Source organism: Prevotella sp. P3-92, from assembly GCF_002251205.1.
Lineage (GTDB): Bacteria > Bacteroidota > Bacteroidia > Bacteroidales > Bacteroidaceae > Prevotella.
Genome location: NZ_NPJE01000058.1, coordinates 169,973 through 193,367, shown reverse-complemented (window position 1 = coordinate 193,367; position 23,395 = coordinate 169,973). Strand labels below are relative to the sequence as shown.

Here is a 23,395-nt window from a genome sequence, read left to right as displayed (position 1 = left end):
ATATTTATATCCCGCAAACATCAACTTCGCCATGCGAAACAACCACATTATTTACCAACAAATAGATTGTTTTTCTACTGACAGACGGCAAGACGAGGGAAGATGCGCAAGACTGTCGATTCAGTGACTTCACATATCTGCTCTTCACTAACGCCATACGCCTCTGCCAATCTTCTAATAATATGCTGAATGAATGCCGGTTCATTGCGCTGACCGCGAAGAGGAACAGGAGCCATATAGGGAGAGTCGGTTTCAAGAACGATACGGTCAAGTGGAACACAAGCAGGAAGAACCTCTGGCAGATGGCTTTTCTTGAATGTTGATACACCGCCGATTCCCAATACAAAACCAGGAAAATCCAACAACTGACGAGCCTCTTGCTCATTTCCTGTGAAGCAATGGAATATGCCACCAGGAAGTTTGTCGGCATATCGACGGAGAATAGCCACCATTTCGTTTTGTGCCTTACGACAATGTATCACCAAAGGCAACTGCATCTCTACAGACCATCTAACCTGCTCTTCGAACACTTCAAGTTGTTCTGTTTCAAATTCACGACTCCAATAATAATCGAGCCCCACCTCTCCAATAGCAATATAGGATGGATTGGTTAGAAGTGATTCGTGCATTTCGCTTAACACATCATGCCAATCAGCCTTCACCTCTTCCGGATGCAGTCCCATCATAGGAAAGGCATAATCAGGATAGCGCAGACAAAGAGCCGGCACACTCTCAAGCGAAGATCTGTCGATAGCGGGAATAAGAACTCGATGACACCCAGCGTCCTTTGCGCGCTGTACAACAGCCTCAAGGTCGTTTAGAAATTCCTCGCCATCAAGGTGTGTATGAGTATCGGTATAGTGCATCATTTGTTACGATGAAGCAATTGATCCATATACTGACGGAGCATCTGTTTTCGTTCGCCATCAACTCCAACCTTATCAAGACTCTCAGCTGCCTGTTGGAAATAATCATTGATTTTCTCCTCACAGAGTTGACGTATGCCAATCTCATCGTAGAGTCTGGTCACGGCAGCAACCTTCTCTTGTCGATCGAATGTAGTGGCCTCAACCCATCGAGTCAGTTCGGCACGTTGTTTGTCGGTTGCTCGGTTGAAAGCATTGATGAGCATATAGGTTTTCTTATTAGAGGTAATGTCGCCACCAATAGCCTTACCAAATACTTTTGAGTCACCATATACATCAAGCAGGTCATCTTGCAATTGGAAAGCGAGTCCCATACGTTCACCAAAGCGATAGAGATTTTCGACATCTTCTTTTGGTGCATCAGCCAATATAGCGCCAATCTTAGTAGCACAAGCCAACAACACCGAAGTTTTCAAGCGAATCATTTCGATATATTCCTCTTCGCGCACGTCATTTCGGGTTTCAAATGCCATGTCGTATTCCTGTCCTTCACCTATTTCCAATGCAGTCTCTGTAAAGCAGTCGAGCACCTGCGCCAGTTTTTCAGCAGGCACCTGTGCCATGCGCTGATAGGCCAAGACCAACATTGAGTCGCCCGACAGAATTGCTGTATTGGCATTCCAACGTTTGTGAACGGTCTCATGACCACGTCTGAGGTCAGCATTGTCCATGAGATCATCGTGCAACAACGTGTAGTTGTGATACGTTTCCAATCCACATGCAGGCATAAGGATGTCCTCTGGTTTATCCTTGTAGAGGTTGTATGCCATCAGCATCAGCACAGGTCGAATACGTTTGCCACCGAGCGACAACACATATCGGATTGGGTCATAGAGCGACTGTGGTTTACGGTCATACGGAAGTTTTTCCAAGAAATCGTTGACCGCTTGAAGGATTTCGTTTGATGATAGTATCATTGTTATTCGTTTTTATTGTTTCAAGATTTTTTTATAGTTTAAAGACGATAGGTATGCACACCTTAGTGCGGCATGGCTTGCCGTTCTGAATGCCAGGTTTCCATCTTGGCATCTGTTTTAGTACTCGTAGTGCTTCGTCGTCACATTCTTTCGACAACGACTGATGGATGGTTATTCCCGTGATTTTTCCATCTTTCTCCACATAGAAGAAAGCCACCACCTTGCCTTGTGTTTTGCGACTTTGTGCAACTTTTGGATAGGTCAGATTACGTGTAAGCCACTTCATCAGTTCTACGGCACCCCCAGGAAACTGTGGCAGATCTTCCACAATACGAAACATTAAGGGATTGTTGTTAGGGTCGATACCCACAGGAGTTAGCACCTTTGGGTCTTCTGTATCCACCTGCTGTGGTACAGAAGAATCATCTTCCCCATTTTTATCGCCATCAGTATCGTCTTGCTCGTTTTTCTCTTCATGAGCCAGTTCCACATTGTCATCCACCACTCGCAGTTGTTCACTCTCTTCTGCTTTGGCTCTGGCCGGTGGCATCTCAGCCATCTGCTGTTCGATGGACATAGGCACCAGTTCGTCTTCATGGACCAGTTCGCTGATATCCATATCTTCGTCTGTCTCCACATTGGGCATACTGTTCCATTCAAGTGAGACAAACAGCAGAGCCAACACCAGTACTAGTCCCAACAGGAAACCTGTGGTTCGCTGGTGATCGAGATCAACCTGTGGTATCTTTTTCTGTTCCATTTGTGCAAAGGTACGATTAAGTGAGCGAAAAACCAAATCCATTTGAGCTTTTCAGAACGTGAGTACCTAATCTGTCAACGCAACAATAGCATCACGACATTGTTCCATAAGCCATTTTGGTGTACTGGTAGCTCCACAAATGCCTACGGTTCCTATGCCTTCTAGCCATTCCGGTTGTATTTCCTCTGGTCCTTCTATGAGATGCGAATTGGGATTGATATGCAGGCATTCGTTATAGAGCACTTTTCCGTTACTGCTTTTCCGTCCACAGACAAACAGTATGAGGTCATGGTGTGTTGCAAACTGTGAGATATTAGGCATACGGTTAGCGACCTGTCTGCAAATAGTATCGAAACTCTGGAATACTGCATTAGGCTGAATATGTTCTTGAATATAGTCAATAATGCGGTGAAACTCATCGAGTGATTTTGTAGTCTGTGAGTACAGATAAATATCTCGTTCGAAATCAAGACACTTCACATCGTCGAATTTCTCAATGACGATAGCTTCGCCTTGAGTTTGTCCCACTAATCCAAGCACCTCTGCATGTCCATTTTTTCCGAAGATGACAATTTGTCCTCCGCCAGCCTCATATTGTTTTTTGATGCGTCTTTGCAACTGCAATACTACCGGACAGGTTGCATCTATAATTTCGATATTGTTTCGTTGTGCCAAGACGTAGGTTTCTGGCGGTTCGCCATGTGCTCTAAGTAACACTTTTACGTTGTGCAACTGTCTAAGGTCGTCATGGTTGATGGTGACAAGTCCCATCTGTCGCAATCGTTCGCATTCCATTCCATTATGAACGATGTCTCCTAAACAATACAACTTCGTTCCTTTAGCCAGTTCCTCCTCTGCTTTTTTTATGGCAGTAGTCACACCAAAACAAAAGCCGCTCCCTTTGTCTATTTCAATTTGGATTCCTCCGTCATTCCTTTTTACGGGAGACGTAGAGGAATCCTTTGTTTCACACGAATTGTTCATTTTCGGTTGTTCGTTCTTCATTTACCATTTTTGAGTTGTTCGAAATACAAATCGAGCAGATTTTGTGCAGCCACAAACGATGTCTGCTGTCCAGCCAAGACTTCCTTTTCTGCCTCTTGCATTCGTTTCTGTATGAGTGCATCATTATAGAAATTGAGTCGCAGATGCTCGTTGATACTTTCATACATCCAGTATTTAGCCTGCTCATTACGGCGATAGTCGAAGTATCCATTGTCTTTGACAAAGTCGATATACTCATAGATCATATCCCATATTTCCTTGATACCCAAGCCATAGAATCCACTATAACATAGTACCTTGGGCAGCCAACCACTCTCAGGCATAGGGAAGAAGTGTAATGCATTGCGGAAATTGGTTGCAGCCAGATGACATTTATCAACATTTTCGCCATCACACTTATTGATAACAATACCGTCGCTGATTTCCATAATACCACGTTTGATGCCTTGAAGTTCATCGCCCGTACCAGCCAACTGTATGAGTAAGAAGAAATCGACCATAGAATGACAAGCCGTTTCGCTCTGTCCTACGCCCACCGTTTCTACAAAGATTTTGTCGAATCCAGCAGCTTCACATAGGATAATCGACTCACGAGTTTTACGTGCCACTCCTCCCAAAGACCCTGCCGTTGGGCTAGGACGGATAAAAGAATCTGGATGAATAGACAGTTTCTCCATGCGCGTTTTATCTCCAAGGATACTACCTTTAGAGCGTTCGCTACTTGGGTCGATAGCCAATACTGCGAGTTTTCCACCTTTCTCTTTCAGCACATGTATGCCAAACTCGTCGATAGACGTTGATTTTCCTGCCCCCGGTACGCCACTTATACCCACACGGATACTATTGCCGCTATAGGGCAGACACTTATTGATAACCTCCTGTGCCTTAGCCTGATGATCAGGATTGACACTTTCTACGAGTGTGACAGCCTGTGAGAGCACAGTCACATCGCCTTTTACGATACCCTCCACCATTTCGGCAGCAGTCAGCTCGCGGCGTTTGAATCTATTACGTTTGAGATAAGGATTGATGATAGACGGCTGCTCTACGCCACCGTTCACTTGCAGTCCTGCAAATTCTGCGTTGTTTTCGGGATGTTCCATATATCGATAATTATGGGTTACGAATATTTTAGTCAATAATAGTTTCTTTTACATTGTAATGCCTCACATGCTTTTCCGTTAGGCTGACTATCAAGTTGCGCTAACCGGTATCACGACTTTCGAGTGGTCTGGATCGTTGGTAATCATCAGAATACGTGGTTGTGTACGTGCCTTTTTGATTTGGTCGCGCAATACAGTTATCTTCAAGCGTGCGGTTTCTCCCGGTTTAAGAATTCGCTTATTGAGCGACACACGCAATCCTACGGTAAAAAGTTGTATAGACGAGATTTTCAATTCGCTTCGTCCTGTATTTGTTATGTTGACGACATCACTCTTTTTTGATTTTCCTGCCATTACCACGTCCACCTTCTCTTTCGACAATTGCATGTTTGGTGCAAACTTTCTAAGTTCAGATGTCATTCCCTCGAATGCTGGCAGCAATACTGTAGATACTCCAACGAGATTGTCTGCCGTAGCTTTATCGCCCGGATTAGTTGCGAGATAGATGCTTGATTGCGTCAATCCGAATCCTCCGACCTTTTCCGACTGTAACGTGACCGATATGGTTGCGGTACGTCCTGGGTTGATTTTCTCAGGGACGACAGTTGCAGAGAGATACGATGGCAGGTGCATAAGATTAGGACGGCATGGTTTGTCGCTGTTATTATATACTTGTATCTGCTGTATAGGATGTTCTCCTTTGTTGACATTATCAAACTCCAGTTCATTTTTGTCGGTTCTCAATTCTCCAATCTCTATAGGGAAATTGCACGACACATCTTGATAGTCTGCCAGCACGACACCTTTCATACGTATATATACAGGTTTCTTAGTACCATTGCTGATAATAGCCGCCTGCTTGTCGAAATGTCCAAGCATCCGTGCATCGTATGTCATCCGTATCTGGAAGCGTTCTCCCATACCAACCACGGTCTTAGGATATTCTACTACTGTACAGTTACAATCTGGATCTACCTTTTCGATTTTCAGTCGTCTTATGCTTTTGTTTCTGAACTCGAAGACAGCAGTAACGGGTTGTTGGAATCCTGTCTTACCCACATCTATTGTAGTTTTCTGGGCAATCAGTTTCTGTGCCATAGCCCCGATGGGCAGCATTGTCATCAGGCAACAGGCTGCAAGCCATCGCCATCCATTTGTTGTCTTTCTTTTGTTGTTTAAAATCATTATTTTGTTTTTTATTATTCAATATTGAGTGTCATCGAAGCGCCAGTTGCTTGGTATTCGGGGGCATAGGCACATTGTGCCGTACAAGTTCCCGTTTCATAGCATCCCGCTCTATCAACATAGTATTCTGTTTCTATCACATGTTTGCCTTTTGGCAGTTTTTCAAAGAAATAATATGTGGCTCCATCCTTAGGTGCGCAATAAGCTCCGCGAAGGTATCCTGACAATTGACCGACAGGTTCGAGACATGCCGCCCGCTTATCCACCACCTCAACGAAGTCGAGGTTGCGCTTTGTTTCAATGGTAATACGCACCTTGATACGGTCGCCCACGTGCAACATGCTTGGTCCGCCCACCAATTGACGCTCTATGGTCAACGCCCCATTAGTTGCGGTAATTTGCTTAATGGGCTGTAAGGACTGTGCATAGACCGCTCCCCACGAAGCGTTATTGTCTGGCTTACGGATGGTGAGAGTCTTACCTTCCGATGGTTGAATAGTTGTTTTCACATAGCCCAATCCCAAAGTAGCCTTAGGCAGTTCCAATGGTTTTCCGTCAATCTCCATCTGTACCGGCTGTGGTGTTGCCAACACCTGTTCATTCCCTTGCAAGAACGCATAGATGGCGTTAACCGTATTGATAGGAGTATCCCACTGTTGGGTACGTTTCTGCTGAAGTAGCCAACGTCGCATCTCTTCGATGGTTGTTTCGTCATCGGGAGACACCATGTGCAAGGCCTCGATAGCCGCAACCTCCGTAGGAATCTTATAACTATACCACGAATTGAATGCCCGTGGTGTATCGAAATAGCGCCCCACCTCTTTGTTATAGACTGAATATTCCTTGATGCTCTCCACATCGTTGGCTGCCTCCGTATGCAAACCTTGCTGATGAAGGATTATGGCCTGCGTTGCCTTTCCATAGATGCTTATGCGCTTCGATTCTTTGCGCAATAATGTTATAAGGTAGTCGCTTGCCTTGCGAACCGATGTTGAAAGTTGGCGCTTGCTTATAGCGTTGACATAGAGCCAACGGAAAGCATTATCTCCAGGGAACGTAATGCGCTCACGTTTTGCCTCTCTGCGTTTGAGTTCTGTCACGGTTTCAAGCATTCTCTTGTCCATATAGTCCATGGCTTTACGCAGTAAGACATTAGTTCTACTATCTTCGCCGGTCAGGAACGACAGACGTGCGAGCATCTGTGCCACCTCCATCGTAATATAGTCGTTGGAGCGCATACCTTCATACCACGCGAAGCCTCCATCCGCATTTTGCAGACGTTGCAATTGTTGTCGGTTCTGCTCCAGTCTGTTGCTGACATTATAGTCGTTGAAGAAGTCTGCCAACTGACGTTTTTGTTCGCGTTCATTATCTGCTTCGGTCGCCCATGGTGTTTCATCGAGCAACAGGTCGCGGAGTTCTTGATTCTTCATCAGTTGCGCTTGGAGCGAGTTCGTTTCTTCTGTTTCGCGGCGCCATAGTTCAAACACATGCTTTACCTGCGGCAGTCGGTCAACAAGTGACTTGGCGAGGAAATTGGAATAATAGGCAGCCGCTTGTCCAATAGCACTTTTCTCTGAGGGCTGTCCTGCTGCCGCTAACGCCTGAACCATCATCCACACAGGGTTGTTGGTATATTCTATTGTCAATTTGCGATGTGTTGCTGTTTTGGCAAATAGTTTGTCGATATTCAGCGTCATGCCTCCGGCTTCGTATTGCGTGATAGGTTGTGTCACAATGACACGTTCGGTAGCTGGAAGCACAGCCAAATAGCGCTGTTCACCATCCGAATGGTTTTGTCCATTGGCGATGATGCGACAAATGAGGAGCGGGTGATTTCCGTCTGCCTGATAGTGGAATGTCGCAGAAGTGTTTTTTCCAGCATCGACACTAAATGTGGTATCTTCTGTATAAACCACTTTTTCGGTTTCAGCATCAAGCAGTTCAAGTCGCACCGTTCCTGTCTCTACACTATTGCTGAGATTAGCGATGCGCACATTCCACTGGCTATTGTCGCCCTCACGAATAAACCGTGGCAGATTGGTCTCTACCATGAGTTGTTTCTGTGCCACAATCTCACTCTCAATATATCCAGTACGGATGTCTTTGGTATGGGCTACTCCCATGAAGCGCCACGTGGTGAGCGTCTCAGGCATGGTGAAACGAATAGTTACCATACCTGCTGTATCTGTAGCGAGAGTTGGATAGAAGAATGCTGTTTCTGTCATGTTCTCGCGGAGGGCAACAGGCTTGTGCGTATTGTTTTCGTCAATTTTCGTCATTCCTGAGTCCTTCATTTTCGATTCCATAACAACACTCTCCATGCGGTCTGCACTTTCTTCTACAGCCTCATATACTCTCCCCACCTGTTTGGCCATTTCCTTCATTCTTATTCCATTTGTAGCGAACGAGCGCAACACCATTCCCATCATGCGATAGGGATAGACCGAATGATCGAACACGCCAACTGAGCGAATATCGTTTACAACATAGGGACAGGGAAGACTGTAATCGAGAAAAAGGCTGGAACTGTATAAGAATCTCCAGTTGCCATACGGCACTTGATAATAAATGCGGGGAGTGAACGACCATTGGTGTTTGGCGAGTGCATCAAGACTTTTATCGTATAGCACAGCCATGAGTTGTGCCGTTGCCGAACGTCCTTTGCTGTCTGCAACATGCAGTCTCCACTCTTCCTGCTGACCAGGGAGCAGACGGTTGCGGAAGGTTTCCCATCGCAGAGTCAATTTATTGTCTGGTTCCGGTGCATACAAAGTGGTTGTATGGCGATGATATTTTCCATTTTTCACCCATACGAACGAGAGCTGGATACCGTCGCCATATTCCGGTTTGTAGGTCAGTTTGCGATTCCACAATGTACCGTTTTCACGGCGGAAACCTTTTTCCACCACTTTATTGGCAACACAGATCTCGTAGGCCATATAGACGTCTGCATCAGAAGAACCCACTTGTAGGGTTACCGGACTACCGTCAGCTGGGAAACGATCGTGACTCACATAAAACCATTCGTCGGTCTGGACGGCAGGACGGTGGTCGTCGAGTAAGAACAACACAAAATCATGCTGCAAAGTATCGCCTTCGCATACGGCTTCGAGATGATGCTTGCCCGACGTATAAGCGGTCCATGATTGTCCAACCGTATCGTTGGCTTCTACGGTCTGCCATGGGTTTTGGTCAATACGGTATTTCACCTTTCCACCGATAGCTTGTCCGGCAGCATTGAAACGATTGATGCGCCATGGGGTATTTTGGTCTTTTCTGATTTTCGAAGGCAAGGTTGTAGTAAGCACAGAGGACCGTGTTCCCAACGGAAGCGACATAGTGGCTTGGCGGGTTTCTCCCTGCAAATCGGTAATATCTGCTTCTACAACAAACTGATAAAATCTTGGAGTTTTATCCTCTTTCTTCGATAATACTAATGGAACATTTACCTTCAATAGTCCATCGGCATCGGTTGTAGTTTCACCTGTTGCCACTACGCCATTATCGCCATCCATACTACGCCACCACCATGACTGCTGACGGCGCACTTGATAACGAACCTTTGCCTGCTGTACAGCCACACCCGAATAGGTTTTTGCTCTTGCACTCACAGTAATGGTGTCGCCCGCAGCATAGCGTTTCTTATACTCGTCAAATGCCACATCGAAGGTGGGTCGTTTATAGGTTTCAACACGAATATTCTGATTGCAACCGCCCATATTGAGTCGGCAATTGCCGGTGAGCATCTGTTCGGGCAATAGGAAATCGGAAGATGCCTTTCCATATTCATCGGTAGTCAGTTGCTTTTCAGCGATATTTCTGCCTCGTGCATCATAAAGTTTCAAGGTATAGGTTTTTCCATTCAGCGCATGGGCCTGCTTGTCGGTTTCCACCCGATAGGCAATGGCTGCCACATGAACGGTTTGTCCTGGACGATAGATGGCACGGTCGGTGAAGAGTTCTACGATATTGTCGGCTGTAGATTGTCCACCATAGGGATAGCGCTCACTATAGAGTTTCGGACAATACTTATCCTGTGCAGTATAGGCAAAAAGTGGAGTCCAATTGTCCTTGGAGGTGGCTGTACGAAATGCTTCGCCTGCTGCGTTGGTGGTCAACAACATGGCTTTTTTGCCGTCACCTATCCGCAACTTAGCTCCGGCAACGGGCTGTCCGGTCGTGGCATTAACCACCACATAACGCATTTTTCCATCGGGTTGTGCAAAAATCATAGTACGCAAATTGCTGACGCAACACAAATGGCGCTGCACTTCTTTTGTCTCAGGAATAGAAAATTCCAATAGATAAATGCCTGCAGGAAGTCCTGCCAACGTCACGGAATCGTTGAAAAGTTCGTATTCAGGACGTGGCGCAAAGGTACGGGTTTGTGCGGCAGACTTCTGTTCTACAAGGCCTTGGCGTATTCTGCGATAGGCCTCATCGTTGATTTGTCCCATGATGCGCTCCTTACTGTCGCCCTGCAAAGTTGTGCGGTAAACCCGAAGTGTGAGCGATGTGAGGTGTCGAAGATTGCGCAATCTGATGGTTTGTGAAACATGTGGAATGAAAAGTGTTTCATCAATATTGGCAGAATATTGCGGCGCTGTTAGTTCATGACGAAACACCAGAAGCTCCTTCAAGCGGTCGGCTGTTCCCCATCTTTCTATGGCTTGGTCGATATAAGCCACGGTCTGCATGGTAGAAGTCTCCTCATTGCGCATCATGCATCTGACACGCTCTACCGCAAGCCATCCTACTTCTTTCTCTTCCGCATAACGGCTGATGAGCGAATCAAGCGTAGCCACATCGTCCGCCGACTGACTTCGTTCTGCGAAATAGGCTGCCAAACATGCGGCACGACGGTTACCTGCTTGTTCATAGTAAGCTTGAGCCTCAGTCCACACATCCAATTCGCCTGCCACCACGCTGAGCATATCGTGACCAAAGCCATCTACTGTCTTTGCATCAAGCACAAATGGGGTGTAATCGGCTGTTGGAGTTTGCGCCAAAAGTGCAGGATTTGCCATTGCCAAGTGCCTACAACTGTCGGCTTTGGCTTTCCAATCGTTTCCGAAAGCGGTTGTTTCCTGTTCGTAGATTTGACAGAGTACAACGCTACAAACGGCCCGAAGCACCTTATCGGCTGTAGTGCTGGCTATGTTTTCCAGTTTTTGCACCTCCGAGAGGAGCGAATCGGGAGCTATTTCAGTTTGCAATTTGGTTTGCAGGAGTGCTGAACGCAAAAAATTGCCATACGATTTTTCCTTCAAAGCCTTCTCACGAATAGGTTTCAGCTGTCGGATGGCAGTTTGCGGAAGATCTTTTTTCTGCGCTTCTTCCACCTGTTTCCACAACATCTGATAGGTCTGCGCCGACACGTTTGTCAGTACAGAAAATACCATTATGAGGAGTAAAAAGGCTAATTTCTTCATCGCACATGCGTTATTAGTAGCACAAAAGTACAAAGAAAAAGTCAAAACACAAAGTGTTTTAACACGAATGGCGAGTTTTTTGCCTTTATTATCAAATATACGAGCAACATGAGGACGATTTCTTTTGTTTCAATTCGTTTCACTTCTATACGGACGTTGATCAGTTTTGCCGTCCTTTACCCTCCCTTCAAACTCCAATTATTTTCCGCATGAAAATGGGACTTACTTGGGACTTACTTAAGATTTACGGCATACTTTTGTAGGCCAAGCGCATCCCGAACACATCCCGAAGGCATCCCGAAGACAGAGCACATTAATAATCAGAAAATAGATACACTATTTGAGCCATAGAGCAAATGGCTCATAAAGGAGGCTTCACTTTAGCCTTATGTTACAAAACAACAGGGTCTGCACCAAACCACGAGTCAACAAATAAAGGGTCATCGCACACCAAAGGCCATGATTTCCCCATAGTGGCATGAGCAATAATGCCGTAAAAAAGAACACCATAGCTGCGACAACCGATGAAATCAACATGGCTCGAGTAGCGGTAATTCCGATAAAAATACCATCCCAAACAAAAGCTGCCACTCCTGCCAAGGGTAGAAGATAAGCCCAACCCACATACGAACGGGATGCTTTCACCACAGAAACATTATCCGTAAGAAGATGCAAAAACGGTTCGCCACCCACAATATATACAATCGAAAAGAGCAAAGCCAATGACCCACCCCAACGGAAAAGTCGTCGCACCACATCATGGAAAGCATTCGCATCTGAAGCTCCCCAATAACGGCCGCCAAGCGCTTCACCTGCATAGGCAAATCCATCTAAAAAATATGACAACAGTAAGAATAGTTGCATCAAAAGTGCATTGACCGCAAGTACCACTTCGCCCTGACGTGCGCCAGCCGAAGTAAAGAACAAATTGACACCTACCAAGAACAACGTACGAAGGAAAATATCACGATTTACACGGAAATAGCGTCCCCATTCCGACCGCAACGATTGCCATCGAAAGCCACGACCCAGTCGGCGCCAAGACCTACGACCACGATATAAAAAGAATGACGGAGCCAACGACAATACAGCCACTATAAGTCCTGCATATTGTGCCACGACCGTTCCCAACGCCACTCCTTCTATTTGCATGTCGAGCGCATAGACGAAGAATAATGACGCACAGATATTTACAACATTCTGAGCCACAGAAACCAGCATGGGAATGCGAGTATTCTGCATGCCGATAAACCACCCCGTCAATCCGTAGAGCGAAAGCACGGCAGGAGCTCCCCATACCGCAATATTGAAATAAATTTCTGCCAGTTGACGGACGCCTTCTCCGGGGTGGATCAACATCAACATCAGTTCACGCAACGGCCATTGAAAAACCAATAACAACGAAGCAATAGACAACGAAACTGCTACCGAGCGGCCCAACAACCTGACAATATCCTCCACCTGACGACGGCCACGAGCCTGGGCGGTCATTCCAGACATTCCCATGCGCAAAAATCCGAACACCCAATAAACCAGATTAAAAATCATACTACCCACCGCAATAGTGCCAATAAACGACGCACTCCCCATATGGCCCACGATGGCAGTATCTACCAAGCCAAGAAGCGGGACGGTAATATTGGTAACAATAGCCGGCAGAGCTATCTGAAGTATATTTTGGTCTGTCTTTGAAAGTTTCATACATGCAAAGGTACTATCAAAAGAAGAAAAAACACGAAGAAAAATCAATTTTTTCTTTGCATTTAGCCGACTATATCGTAACTTTGTAGGCAATTAAATCTATATTACTACTATGATTACTCCAGAACTGCTCCATCCACAGTCAATTGTTGTCATCGGTGGTTCAAACAATGTCCACAAGCCAGGAGGCGCCATCGTGCGTAATATCCTGCAAGGCAACTATCAGGGCACACTACGTATTGTCAACCCAAAGGAAGACGAAGTACAAGGCATCAAAGTGTTTCACGATGCTAAAGAACTGCCACCTACAGAACTCGCCATACTGGTGATTCCAGCAAAACTATGCCCAGAAAGTGTGGAACTGCTTGCCAGCGAAAAAGGCACAAAAGCCTTTATCATCATATCGGCTGGCTTTGGTGAAGAGACAAAAGCTGGAGCTGCAAGAGAGCAACGCATACTCGACACCTGTGAGCGATATGGGGCAGCACTCATCGGCCCCAACTGCATCGGACTGCTCAACAGAAATCATCATAGTGTGTTTACAAAACCTATCCCATCGCTTAATCCACAAGGTGTTGATTTCGTCAGCGGTTCGGGAGCTACTGCCGTATTCATCTTAGAGAGTGCCGTTATCAAAGGCCTACAATTTAACTCGGTATGGTCGATTGGCAACGGTAAACAAATCGGTATAGAAGACGTGCTTCAATACATGGACGAACACTTCGACCCTAACACCGACTCGAAAGTCAAACTGCTCTATATCGAAAACATATCCAACCCCGACAAACTGCTCTTCCATGCCTCATCACTTATTCGCAAAGGATGTCGCATTGCCGCTGTCAAAGCTGGAAGTAGTGAAAGCGGAAGCAGAGCTGCATCAAGCCATACAGGTGCCATTGCAAGTAGCGACTCGGCAGTAGAGGCACTCTTCCGTAAAGCAGGCATCGTGCGCTGCCATTCACGTGAGGAACTGACCACCGTGGGATGTATCTTCACCTTGCCACCATTGGCGGGCAAACGCTTCGCCATCGTCACCCACGCAGGAGGACCAGGTGTAATGCTGACCGATGCATTATCTAAAGGCGGACTGGAAGTTCCCAAGTTGGAAGGTCCTGTAGCAGAGGAACTCAAGAGCCAGTTGTTTGCAGGTTCGTCAGTAGCCAATCCTATCGACATATTGGCAACAGGAACCCCAGAGCAATTGGGTATTACACTCGACTATTGCGATCAACGTTTCGACAATATCGATGCCATTGCTGTGATATACGGAACACCAGGTCTGACCACACTCTATGAGGCCTACGAGGTACTGCACAAAAAGATTGGCGAGTGTAAGAAGCCTATCTTCCCCATCCTACCCAGTCTGCATACCGCCGGACCAGAAGTGGCTGAGTTCTTGGCAAAAGGTCATGTAAACTTCAGCGACGAGGTGACTTTGGCTACTGCCCTCTCACAAGTGATGCGTACACCACAGCCAGCACCACCTGAAATAGAACTCTTCGGCGTGGATGTGCCTAAGATACGCGAAATCATTAGCGGCATTACCGACAACGGATATGTGTCACCCGACATCGTCCACCAACTACTGGAATGTGCCGGAATACCGATGGTACCCGAAATGGTAAGCGACGACAAACAAACTCTAATCGATTTTGCCAACCGCACAGGATATCCAGTAGTGGCGAAAGTAGTAGGACCCGTACACAAGAGTGATGTGGGCGGTGTGACACTCAACATCCGCACTCCTGAACATCTGGCATTGGAGTTTGACCGCATGATGAATATCAAAGATGCGCAAGGCGTCATGGTACAGAAGATGCTGAAAGGTACCGAACTCTTCATCGGCGCTAAGTATGAAGAACGATTCGGACACGTAGTGCTCTGCGGATTGGGCGGTATCTTTGTAGAAGTATTGAAAGATGTACAAAGCGGACTTGCACCGCTATCATACGGCGAAGCATACTCGATGATACGCTCGCTACGTGGCTATAAAATCATCAAAGGCACACGTGGACAACAAGGCATCAACGAGCAGAAGTATGCAGAAATCATCGTGCGCTTATCTACACTACTGCGCTTTGCCACAGAGATAAAAGAGATGGACATCAACCCACTACTGGCTGACGCCGACGATATAGTGGCTGTAGATGCAAGAATACTTATAGAAAAATAACGAAATAAATAATATTAACAACTATCAAAATCAATTGACGATGGAAAACAAGCTCTATGGTCACTACAATGACCAACAACGTGAGTATGTCATCACAGACCCTAAGACCCCGTTTCCTTGGATAAACTATCTGGGCAACGAAGACTTCTTCTCACTCATCTCTAACACAGCAGGTGGATACAGTTTCTACAAAGACGCTAAGTTCCGCCGCATCACACGTTACCGCTACAACGGCGTACCAATGGACAACGGAGGACGCTACTTCTACATCAAGGATGGCGATACCGTGTGGAACCCAGGATGGAAGCCTTGCAAAACACCACTCGACTTCTACGAGTGCCGGCACGGTATGAACTACACACGCATTACTGGTGCAAAGAACGGTATAGAAGCCAGCGTACTATTCTTCGTTCCATTAAAGACATGGGCTGAAGTACAGCGCGTAACCTTGAAGAATACCACCAACGAAACTAAGCGTATCAAGCTCTTCTCGTTTGCTGAATGGTGTCTGTGGAATGCGGCTACCGACATGGAGAATTTCCAACGCAACTGGTCAACAGGTGAAGTGGAGATTGACGGTAGCGTTATCTACCATAAAACAGAATACAAAGAGCGCCGTAACCACTATGCATACTATGCTGTGGCTAATTCTAAAATCGACGGATATGATACAGACCGTGAGTCGTTCATCGGACTATACAACGAATTTTCAAACCCACAATGTGTCATGGCTGGCAAGCCAAGCAACAGCCTGGCACACGGATGGAGCCCTATTGCCTCACACTATATCGAGGTTGAACTGAAACCGGGTGAGACCAAAGACTATATCTTCATCCTCGGCTATGTAGAAAACGAACAAGACGAAAAGTTCTGCAAGGAAGATATCGAGCGCAAGAAAAAAGGTGAACTCATTTCTTCACAGGATAGCGACGTGACACTCGTCAACAAAACCAAAGCCAAGGCTACCATCGAGCGCTTCGCTACCGTAGAGGCTGTAGAGACTGCTTTTGCTGAATTGCGCACCATGTGGGACGAACTACTCGATAAGTATGTAGTGAAGAGCGACGACGAGAACTTGAACAGAATGGTCAACATCTGGAACCAGTACCAATGTATGATTACCTTCAACTTCTCACGTTCTGCGTCATTCTTCGAAAGCGGCGTAGGACGTGGAATGGGATTCCGCGATTCCAACCAAGATCTTGTTGGCTTTGTTCATCAAGTACCAAGTCGTGCACGCCAGCGCATTATCGATATTGCATCAACACAATTCCCCGACGGAGGATGCTACCACCAATACCAACCACTCACCAAGCGCGGCAACAACGACATCGGTGGCGGTTTCAACGACGACCCCATGTGGCTCATCTTCGGTACAGTTGCTTATATCAAAGAGACGGGCGATTTCTCAATTCTCGACGAAATGGTACCTTGGGACAACGAGCCTGGAACAGAAGTCACACTATTTGAGCACCTGAAAATATCATTCAACCACGTAGTCAACAACCTCGGTCCTCACGCTCTACCACTCATCGGACGTGCCGATTGGAACGACTGTCTCAACCTGAACTGTTTCTCATGGGATCCCAACGAGAGTTTCCAAACTACCGAAAACAAGACAGAAGGTTCAAAGGCAGAATCCCTCATGATTGCCGGCCTCTTTGTACTCTGCGGCAGACAGTATGTAGAACTCTGCAAACAGATTGGCAAGCCAGAAGAAGCAGATCGTGCACTCGGACATATTAATAATATGGTGAAGGCCGTAAAGGAACACGGATGGGATGGCGAATGGTATCTGCGTGCATACGACTTCTATGGCAACAAGATTGGTTCTCACGAAAACGAGGAAGGAAAGATATTTATCGAGTCACAAGGATTCTGCACCATGGCAGGCATCGGACTTGAAGAAGGCATGTGCGACAAAGCAATCGACTCCTGCAAGAAATATCTCGACTGCGAACACGGTATGGTGCTCAACAATCCCGCATACACCACCTATCATGTGGAAATGGGTGAGATTTCTTCATACCCCGCAGGATATAAAGAGAATGCAGGTATCTTCTGTCACAACAACCCATGGGTTATCATCGGAGAAACTGTTGCAGGACGCGGTAACGATGCATGGGAACTCTTCCGCAAGATTTGTCCTATGTACATCAAAGACCAAGACCTCCACAAGGTTGAACCATACGTCAACTGTCAGATGGTGGCAGGTAAAGATGCTGCTAAACCCGGTGAAGGAAAGAACTCATGGTTGACCGGTACTGCCGCATGGATGTGGTACACAGTCAGTCAGTTCCTATTGGGTATCAAGCCTACATACGATGGTATTGAAATCGATCCTTGTCTCCCATCAGACATGAAGGAATATAGCATCAAACGTATTCTGCGCGGAGCCGAATTTGACATCGTAGTCAAAAACCCACGCGGAAGCGAGAAGGGTGTGAAACAGATTACCGTTGATGGTCAACCCATCGAAGGAAACGTCATCCCCTGCACAGCAGGTAAGCACGCTGTAGTTGTTGAAATGGTATAATACACAACAATCAATAGACCACGGTATCCAATTCAAATAGAGCATCGTAATTAGCAATCAAGCTATCCCAACAGTTGCTCGATACAATGGTCGATCTAACTTAAGAGCCAGTCTGATGTTGTTCAGACTGGCTCTTTCTTCAGCATATAGTCAACTGGAATTCCGATTATTTACCTAGTTCTAACCAATTGGCAAGCATAGCATGTCCATCGGGAGTCAGCACACTCTCTGGATGAAACTGAATGCCGCGAATGTCATACTGCCTATGGCGAAGTGCCATAATCTGACCGTCATCGCTCTCGGCAGTTATTTCTAAGCAATCAGGAAAATTCTCACGATCAACCACCCATGAATGATAACGTCCAACTTCTATGCGACGAGGCAATCCGCGGAATATCGGATCATCTGCCACAATACTGCAAGGAGTGGCGATTCCATGATACACTTCCGAAAGATTGGCCAACTTACCACCAAACACTTCGCCAATAGCCTGATGACCCAGACACACACCAAGTATAGGTTTGCGACCAGCATAATGACGAATAACTGCCAGCAACAAACCTGCCTCAGAGGGAACACCCGGTCCGGGACTGAGGATAATCTTATCGTATTGTTCCAGTTGTTCCAATTGAAACTGGTCGTTACGTACTACGCTGACTGTTGCTCCCAACTCCTTCAACAGATGAGACAGATTGTAGGTAAACGAGTCGTAGTTGTCAATAATCACTATATTCATAATTCTTCTGCCATTCGGATGGCCTTGACAAGGGCACCCAGTTTATTATTACATTCTTCTAACTCATAGTTGTCATTACTCTTGGCAACCACACCACTTCCAGCCTGGAACCACAGTTCGCCATTGCGACTGATAAAGGTTCGGATGACAATAGCTTGGTTTAAGTCGCCATTGAGCGATATACTACCTATACATCCGCCATAGGCTCCACGATTATGGGGCTCCAGTTCGCTTATAATCTGCATGGCACGTACCTTAGGCGCACCACTCAATGTACCCGCAGGAAAAGTATCGATAAAGGTACGGATGGTATTAGCTCCCTCGTCAAGCGTACCGCTAACACGGCTGACAAGATGAATGACATGACTGTAGAACTGCATATCCTTATAGAAATCAACTTTGACATCATGACAGTTGCGGCTCAGATCATTACGTGCCAGATCAACCAACATGACATGTTCGGCATTCTCCTTTGGGTCGTTACGTAGAAACTCGGCATTCTTCCGATCCTGTTCTGTATTGCCTGTACGACGGGTTGTGCCAGCAATAGGATCGATATAAGCCTTATTGCTCACGATGCGGTTATGGGTTTCGGGTGAGGAACCGAAGATACGAAACCCACCGAAATCAAAGTAGAACAAATAGGGCGAAGGATTGATGCTACGCAAAGCGCGATACAGTTTGAAGTCATCACCCTCATAGCGCTGTACAAAACGGCGACTGACCACTATCTGAAACACATCTCCACGCATACAATGTTCCACACATCGACGGATGTTAGCCTTATGTTCCTCATCGGTCAACGTAGATGTTGTATCACCAACAGGATGAAAATCATAGGCTTTGACCGACGCCTTGTTGATGGCGCGCAGCAACATATCCATCTCAGAAGTATCATCAGGTCGTTCGCCAAGTGTGACAAGCGTCATGGTATTGTTAAAATGGTCGAACACAATAACATCGCGGAAGAGCACATAATAGATATCTGGGGCATCATTTTTCTCCATCGTTGTGTCACGCACAGCAATATTTTCAAAATAGCGCACAGCGTTAAACGACGTAAAGCCATAGAGTCCACAGTATTCCTGTCCTTCTCCACAAACGTGAAACGAATGTATAAAACGGTCAATGGCATCGGCGATAGCCAGTTTGCAACGGTCTCCATCATCGGTTCGTGGTAGCGTTTTCTGTTGGTTGGTACCATCGGGATATTTACAGGTCACCACTCCATGTCCTATAGCAATACTTGCCAAAGGATGAACACCAATAAACGAACGCGCATTGTCATTACCATGATAGTCAGAGCTCTCCATCAGCGCCGACTGTGGATAGAGGTCTCGCAAGCGCATATAGACCCCAACGGGTGTATGCAGGTCGGCCAGAATATGCCGACAATAGGTTGTATAGTTAAAAGTTTCCATATTCTTTAGCCATTGATTTGTTACTGAGATAGGTTTCCACATCCTTATCACCGCGTCCGCTGACGGTCAGCACCACCACATCATCGGGTTTGAACAAATGTTTCATTTTGGCAAGTGCCGCAACAGCATGAGCACTCTCGATAGCAGGAATAATACCCTCCATACGAGTCAGTTCATAACCGGCATAGATGGCCTCATCATCATTGACAGCCAAAATATGGCTTCTGCCACGCGTTGCTAAATCTGCATGCATCGGTCCTATACCAGGGTAATCCAGTCCGGCACTAATGGTAAAGGCCTCTTTAATCTGTCCACCATCGGTCTGCATCACCAAAGTTCGTGCGCCATGTATGATTCCCTCGGTACCACAGTGCATTGTGGCGGCAGTATAGTCGGTATCAATACCATGTCCGGCAGCCTCAGCCAGATAGATTTGCACGCGGTCGTCATCAATATAATGGTAGATAGTACCTGCGGCATTTGAACCACCTCCCACACAAGCAATAAGATAGTCAGGATAGTCACGACCAACCTTTTCTTCCAATTGTACTTTGAGTTCCTCACTGATAACACTCTGCAAACGGGCAACGATATCAGGATAAGGATGTGGTCCCATCGTGCTACCTACTATATAGAAGGTATCTTGCGGATGACAACACCAGTCGCGAATAGCTTCTGAACAAGCATCACTCAATGTCATATTGCCAGTACGTACAGGATGTACTTTGGCGCCCAGCATGCGCATACGTTCCACATTAGTATGTTGACGCTCTACGTCAGTTGCTCCCATGAATATCTCACACTCCATATTCATCAGGGCACATACCGTTGCCGTTGCCACGCCATGCTGTCCAGCACCGGTTTCAGCAATAATGCGCGTCTTCCCCATACGCTTAGCCATCAGAATTTGTCCCACGGTATTATTAATCTTATGTGCACCAGTATGGTTCAAATCCTCACGTTTCAGATAGAGTTGGCAACCATATCGTTCGCTCATGCGCTTAGCATAGTACAGAGGTGACGGACGTCCTACGTAATCACGCAACAGCGCATAGTATTCGCGGCGAAAGTCCTCACTTTCCAGAATAGGGCGATAAGCCTGCTGCAAATCAGTTACACATTTATATAAGATTTCGGGAACGTAGGCTCCGCCAAACTTTCCGAAGAATCCTTTCTCGTCAACTTGATATTTCATATTGTATAGATGTTATAGTATGGATAATGGTCTGTTTTATTTTTGAAGAGCTTCATAGAGTGCATCGAGTGCTTGATTGGCATTACCAGTTTCTCTGAGTATCGTCACAAACTTGCTACCGATAATAGCTCCTGCTGCATTCTGTTGCGCACTCTCTAAGGTCTGTTTGTTGCTGATGCCAAACCCTATCATGCGCGGATTGCGCAAATGCATATTATTGATGCGGTTGAAATAGGCAAGTTTAGCCTCATCGAAACTGTTTTGCGCACCAGTAATGGCAGCCGAACTGACCATATAAATAAAACCGTCAGTATGTTCATCGATGAATCGAATGCGCTCTTCACTGGTTTCAGGTGTAATCATCATGATAACTCGAATGTCATAACGGTCGGCAATAGGTTTGACCACATTCAGATAATCATCGAAAGGCAGATCAGGAATGATGGTTCCACTGATACCACTTTCAGCACAACGACTGAAATAGGTTTCATATCCCATGTGCATAACGGGATTCAGATAACCCATCAATACCAGGGGTATTGTGACTTCATCCTTGATGGCAGCCAACTGGCGCAACAGCAGATCGAGTGTCATTCCGTTTTTCAATGCTACAGTACCAGCACTCTGAATGACAGGACCATCTGCCAATGGGTCACTAAAGGGCATACCCACTTCTATCATATCGATGCCACGACGCTGCATGGTCTTGATGACATCTGCTGTATTGTCAATATCTGGACAGCCTGCACAGAAATACAACGATAGCAGTTTGCGCTGACTGGCATTTTGGAAAAGTTGATTTATCTTGTTCATTGTTTTTTATTCTTGTCGATGTTGTCGGAGTACCAACTCCTTATTTATTATTAATGTATATCACAATATTTCGCGAACAGTTTGCAGATATTGCTTGAGTAGCGCCACATCTTTATGACCAGGTGCTACTTCAAAACAACTGTTGAGATCGATACCACACCATCGTGGATGTTGGAAGCGGAGTAGCTCTTCGGTGTTGTGCATGCCAAGTCCGCCACTCAATAGGAAAGGTGTAGTTCCCTTGTAATGACGCAACACCTCCCAGTCAAAACATTTTCCACTACCTCCATAATCTGGAGTCTTTGTATCGAATACGAAGTAATCTACAATTCCATCGTATGAGCCACATTGTTTCAAGTCGTTGACAGATGCCACACTGACAGCCTTGAGTAGCAATTCCACCCCATTCGCTTTCAGCTGACGACAAAATTCCGGTGTCTCTTGACCATGAAGTTGCACGCCATTGAGGTTGTAATCATTGATACATTGCAGAATATGCATTACCGAATCATTAACAAATACACCAATACGCTCCACACCGGCATCCGCCTCACAACGTGATACAGGACGACTGACGCAACGGGGAGATTTCTGATAGAAGATGAATCCCATCATATGAATACCCAACTGGGCTACTTGACGGATATTATCGGCATCGCGCATACCACATACTTTAACGATCATCGTGCCAAATCTTTGATAAACGCATCAAGAGCAAGTCCTGGATGTTCTTGTTTCATAAACTGTTCACCCATTAGAAATCCGCGATAGCCGGCAAGTCGAAGGCTATTGACCGTTTCGGGATTGGAGAGTCCACTTTCGCTGACCTTGCATCCTTCTTTTGGTAAACGGCTTGCCATGTGAAAACTGTTTTCCACATCAGTCACAAAACTTCCCAGATTACGATTGTTGATACCGTAAAGATCAGGAGCGAGGTCGGCATAATCGAGGTCGCGCTCACCATGCATCTCCAACAACACTTCCATTCCTAAATTGTGAGCTTCACGACACAGTTGACTGCAAGTATCATGGTCGATGGCTGCAGCTATTAGCAATACGGCAGAAGCTCCACAGCGACGAGCTTGTAACAACTGGTATTCGTCAATCACAAAATTCTTGTAAAGCACAGGGATAGTTACCCCACTCTGTCTCGCATCAACAATAAACGAGTCGTTACCGCCAAAATAAGTCTCATCGGTCAAGATACTCAAAGCGGCAGCACCATGCTGTTGATACGAGAGGGGAACCTCTGTTGCCAGTGCCGACTGGTGTATCCAACCTTTAGATGGTGAACGACGCTTGAACTCGGCAATAATGCCCGAAGTAGAATCTATAAGCGCTTTACGCATACTGCCACCCTCTGCCTGCTGTCCTTTGCTTTCCATCAGCCGATCGACCTCAGTAGCAAGTTTCCTTAATGGCATAATTTGGCGGTTGCGCTCATTCTCAATTCGCTTATGGGCGATGATCTCTTCCAGAATATCCATAG

The 23,395-nt window shown here is 46.2% G+C and carries 16 protein-coding genes; 2 read left to right on the top strand and 14 right to left on the bottom strand.

Annotated elements, in window-relative coordinates; translation table 11 throughout:
• Nucleotides 1-74: 74 nt before the first annotated feature.
• The 8 genes from CIK93_RS09165 to CIK93_RS09130 all read right to left on the bottom strand — a co-directional run bounded on the left by CIK93_RS09165 (nt 75) and on the right by CIK93_RS09130 (nt 13,032).
• Nucleotides 75-866 (bottom strand): TatD family hydrolase, encoded by a 792-nt coding sequence (locus CIK93_RS09165; protein ID WP_094447170.1) that lies wholly within the window; start codon nt 864-866, stop codon nt 75-77.
• Nucleotides 866-1,843, bottom strand: coding sequence for a polyprenyl synthetase family protein (locus CIK93_RS09160; RefSeq protein ID WP_371327163.1), 978 nt, complete (start codon nt 1,841-1,843; stop codon nt 866-868). The genes CIK93_RS09165 and CIK93_RS09160 overlap by 1 nt, the downstream gene beginning before the upstream one ends.
• 31 nt (nt 1,844-1,874) lie before the next feature.
• Nucleotides 1,875-2,603 carry an energy transducer TonB gene (locus tag CIK93_RS09155; protein ID WP_158214624.1) on the bottom strand — a complete coding sequence of 243 codons (729 nt, stop codon included), beginning with the start codon at nt 2,601-2,603 and terminating at the stop codon, nt 1,875-1,877.
• Nucleotides 2,604-2,669: 66 nt separating this feature from the next.
• Entirely contained in the window at nt 2,670-3,608 is a 939-nt protein-coding gene (locus CIK93_RS09150) for a 4-hydroxy-3-methylbut-2-enyl diphosphate reductase (protein WP_254046305.1), read from the bottom strand.
• Nucleotides 3,605-4,711, bottom strand: a complete 1,107-nt coding sequence (gene meaB, locus CIK93_RS09145; protein WP_094390510.1) for a methylmalonyl Co-A mutase-associated GTPase MeaB — start codon at nt 4,709-4,711, stop codon at nt 3,605-3,607. The genes CIK93_RS09150 and meaB overlap by 4 nt, the downstream gene beginning before the upstream one ends.
• A gap of 90 nt (nt 4,712-4,801) precedes the next feature.
• Entirely contained in the window at nt 4,802-5,896 is a 1,095-nt protein-coding gene (locus tag CIK93_RS09140) for a DUF1573 domain-containing protein (RefSeq protein WP_094390511.1), read from the bottom strand.
• Nucleotides 5,897-5,910: 14 nt separating this feature from the next.
• A complete protein-coding gene (locus CIK93_RS09135; RefSeq protein WP_094447152.1) occupies nt 5,911-11,331 on the bottom strand; it encodes an alpha-2-macroglobulin family protein in 5,421 nt (1,806 codons plus the stop codon).
• Between the two features lie 375 nt (nt 11,332-11,706).
• Nucleotides 11,707-13,032 carry an MATE family efflux transporter gene (locus CIK93_RS09130; RefSeq protein ID WP_094447151.1) on the bottom strand — a complete coding sequence of 442 codons (1,326 nt, stop codon included), beginning with the start codon at nt 13,030-13,032 and terminating at the stop codon, nt 11,707-11,709.
• 112 nt (nt 13,033-13,144) lie between these two features.
• On the opposite strand from CIK93_RS09130, the gene CIK93_RS09125 reads away from it, so the two are divergent.
• Together CIK93_RS09125 and CIK93_RS09120 are read left to right on the top strand one after the other, a co-directional pair.
• Nucleotides 13,145-15,205, top strand: coding sequence for an acetate--CoA ligase family protein (locus CIK93_RS09125; protein ID WP_094390514.1), 2,061 nt, complete (start codon nt 13,145-13,147; stop codon nt 15,203-15,205).
• A 40-nt stretch (nt 15,206-15,245) separates the two neighbouring features.
• Nucleotides 15,246-17,741, top strand: a complete 2,496-nt coding sequence (locus tag CIK93_RS09120) for a GH36-type glycosyl hydrolase domain-containing protein (RefSeq protein ID WP_094447150.1) — start codon at nt 15,246-15,248, stop codon at nt 17,739-17,741.
• A 166-nt stretch (nt 17,742-17,907) separates the two neighbouring features.
• Here CIK93_RS09120 and CIK93_RS09115 read toward each other — a convergent pair whose 3' ends face one another.
• Genes CIK93_RS09115 through CIK93_RS09090 form a run of 6 tightly spaced genes read right to left on the bottom strand, consistent with a single transcriptional unit; the run spans nt 17,908 to nt 23,393 of the window.
• Nucleotides 17,908-18,477, bottom strand: coding sequence for an aminodeoxychorismate/anthranilate synthase component II (locus CIK93_RS09115; protein ID WP_094390516.1), 570 nt, complete (start codon nt 18,475-18,477; stop codon nt 17,908-17,910).
• Nucleotides 18,474-19,898 (bottom strand): anthranilate synthase component I family protein, encoded by a 1,425-nt coding sequence (locus tag CIK93_RS09110; protein WP_094447149.1) that lies wholly within the window; start codon nt 19,896-19,898, stop codon nt 18,474-18,476. Before CIK93_RS09110 ends, CIK93_RS09115 begins: the two co-directional genes overlap by 4 nt.
• Nucleotides 19,885-21,093, bottom strand: a complete 1,209-nt coding sequence (gene trpB / locus CIK93_RS09105; protein WP_094440174.1) for a tryptophan synthase subunit beta — start codon at nt 21,091-21,093, stop codon at nt 19,885-19,887. Before trpB ends, CIK93_RS09110 begins: the two co-directional genes overlap by 14 nt.
• A 36-nt stretch (nt 21,094-21,129) precedes the next feature.
• A complete protein-coding gene (gene trpA / locus CIK93_RS09100) occupies nt 21,130-21,906 on the bottom strand; it encodes a tryptophan synthase subunit alpha (RefSeq protein ID WP_094447148.1) in 777 nt (258 codons plus the stop codon).
• A gap of 60 nt (nt 21,907-21,966) precedes the next feature.
• Nucleotides 21,967-22,590, bottom strand: a complete 624-nt coding sequence (locus CIK93_RS09095) for a phosphoribosylanthranilate isomerase (protein WP_094447147.1) — start codon at nt 22,588-22,590, stop codon at nt 21,967-21,969.
• A complete protein-coding gene (locus CIK93_RS09090; protein WP_094390521.1) occupies nt 22,587-23,393 on the bottom strand; it encodes an indole-3-glycerol phosphate synthase TrpC in 807 nt (268 codons plus the stop codon). Before CIK93_RS09090 ends, CIK93_RS09095 begins: the two co-directional genes overlap by 4 nt.
• Nucleotides 23,394-23,395 lie beyond the last annotated feature (2 nt).

Coding starts and splice junctions, on each gene's coding strand:
- trpA (WP_094447148.1), bottom strand. CDS start 21,906: ATGAACAAGATAAATCAACTTTTCCAAAATGCCAGTCAGCGCAAACTG.
- meaB (WP_094390510.1), bottom strand. CDS start 4,711: ATGGAACATCCCGAAAACAACGCAGAATTTGCAGGACTGCAAGTGAAC.
- CIK93_RS09090 (WP_094390521.1), bottom strand. CDS start 23,393: ATGGATATTCTGGAAGAGATCATCGCCCATAAGCGAATTGAGAATGAG.
- CIK93_RS09095 (WP_094447147.1), bottom strand. CDS start 22,590: ATGATCGTTAAAGTATGTGGTATGCGCGATGCCGATAATATCCGTCAA.
- trpB (WP_094440174.1), bottom strand. CDS start 21,093: ATGAAATATCAAGTTGACGAGAAAGGATTCTTCGGAAAGTTTGGCGGA.
- CIK93_RS09135 (WP_094447152.1), bottom strand. CDS start 11,331: ATGAAGAAATTAGCCTTTTTACTCCTCATAATGGTATTTTCTGTACTG.
- CIK93_RS09140 (WP_094390511.1), bottom strand. CDS start 5,896: ATGATTTTAAACAACAAAAGAAAGACAACAAATGGATGGCGATGGCTT.
- CIK93_RS09120 (WP_094447150.1), top strand. CDS start 15,246: ATGGAAAACAAGCTCTATGGTCACTACAATGACCAACAACGTGAGTAT.
- CIK93_RS09125 (WP_094390514.1), top strand. CDS start 13,145: ATGATTACTCCAGAACTGCTCCATCCACAGTCAATTGTTGTCATCGGT.
- CIK93_RS09130 (WP_094447151.1), bottom strand. CDS start 13,032: ATGAAACTTTCAAAGACAGACCAAAATATACTTCAGATAGCTCTGCCG.
- CIK93_RS09115 (WP_094390516.1), bottom strand. CDS start 18,477: ATGAATATAGTGATTATTGACAACTACGACTCGTTTACCTACAATCTG.
- CIK93_RS09160 (WP_371327163.1), bottom strand. CDS start 1,843: ATGATACTATCATCAAACGAAATCCTTCAAGCGGTCAACGATTTCTTG.
- CIK93_RS09150 (WP_254046305.1), bottom strand. CDS start 3,608: ATGAAGAACGAACAACCGAAAATGAACAATTCGTGTGAAACAAAGGAT.
- CIK93_RS09165 (WP_094447170.1), bottom strand. CDS start 866: ATGCACTATACCGATACTCATACACACCTTGATGGCGAGGAATTTCTA.
- CIK93_RS09155 (WP_158214624.1), bottom strand. CDS start 2,603: ATGGAACAGAAAAAGATACCACAGGTTGATCTCGATCACCAGCGAACC.
- CIK93_RS09110 (WP_094447149.1), bottom strand. CDS start 19,898: ATGGAAACTTTTAACTATACAACCTATTGTCGGCATATTCTGGCCGAC.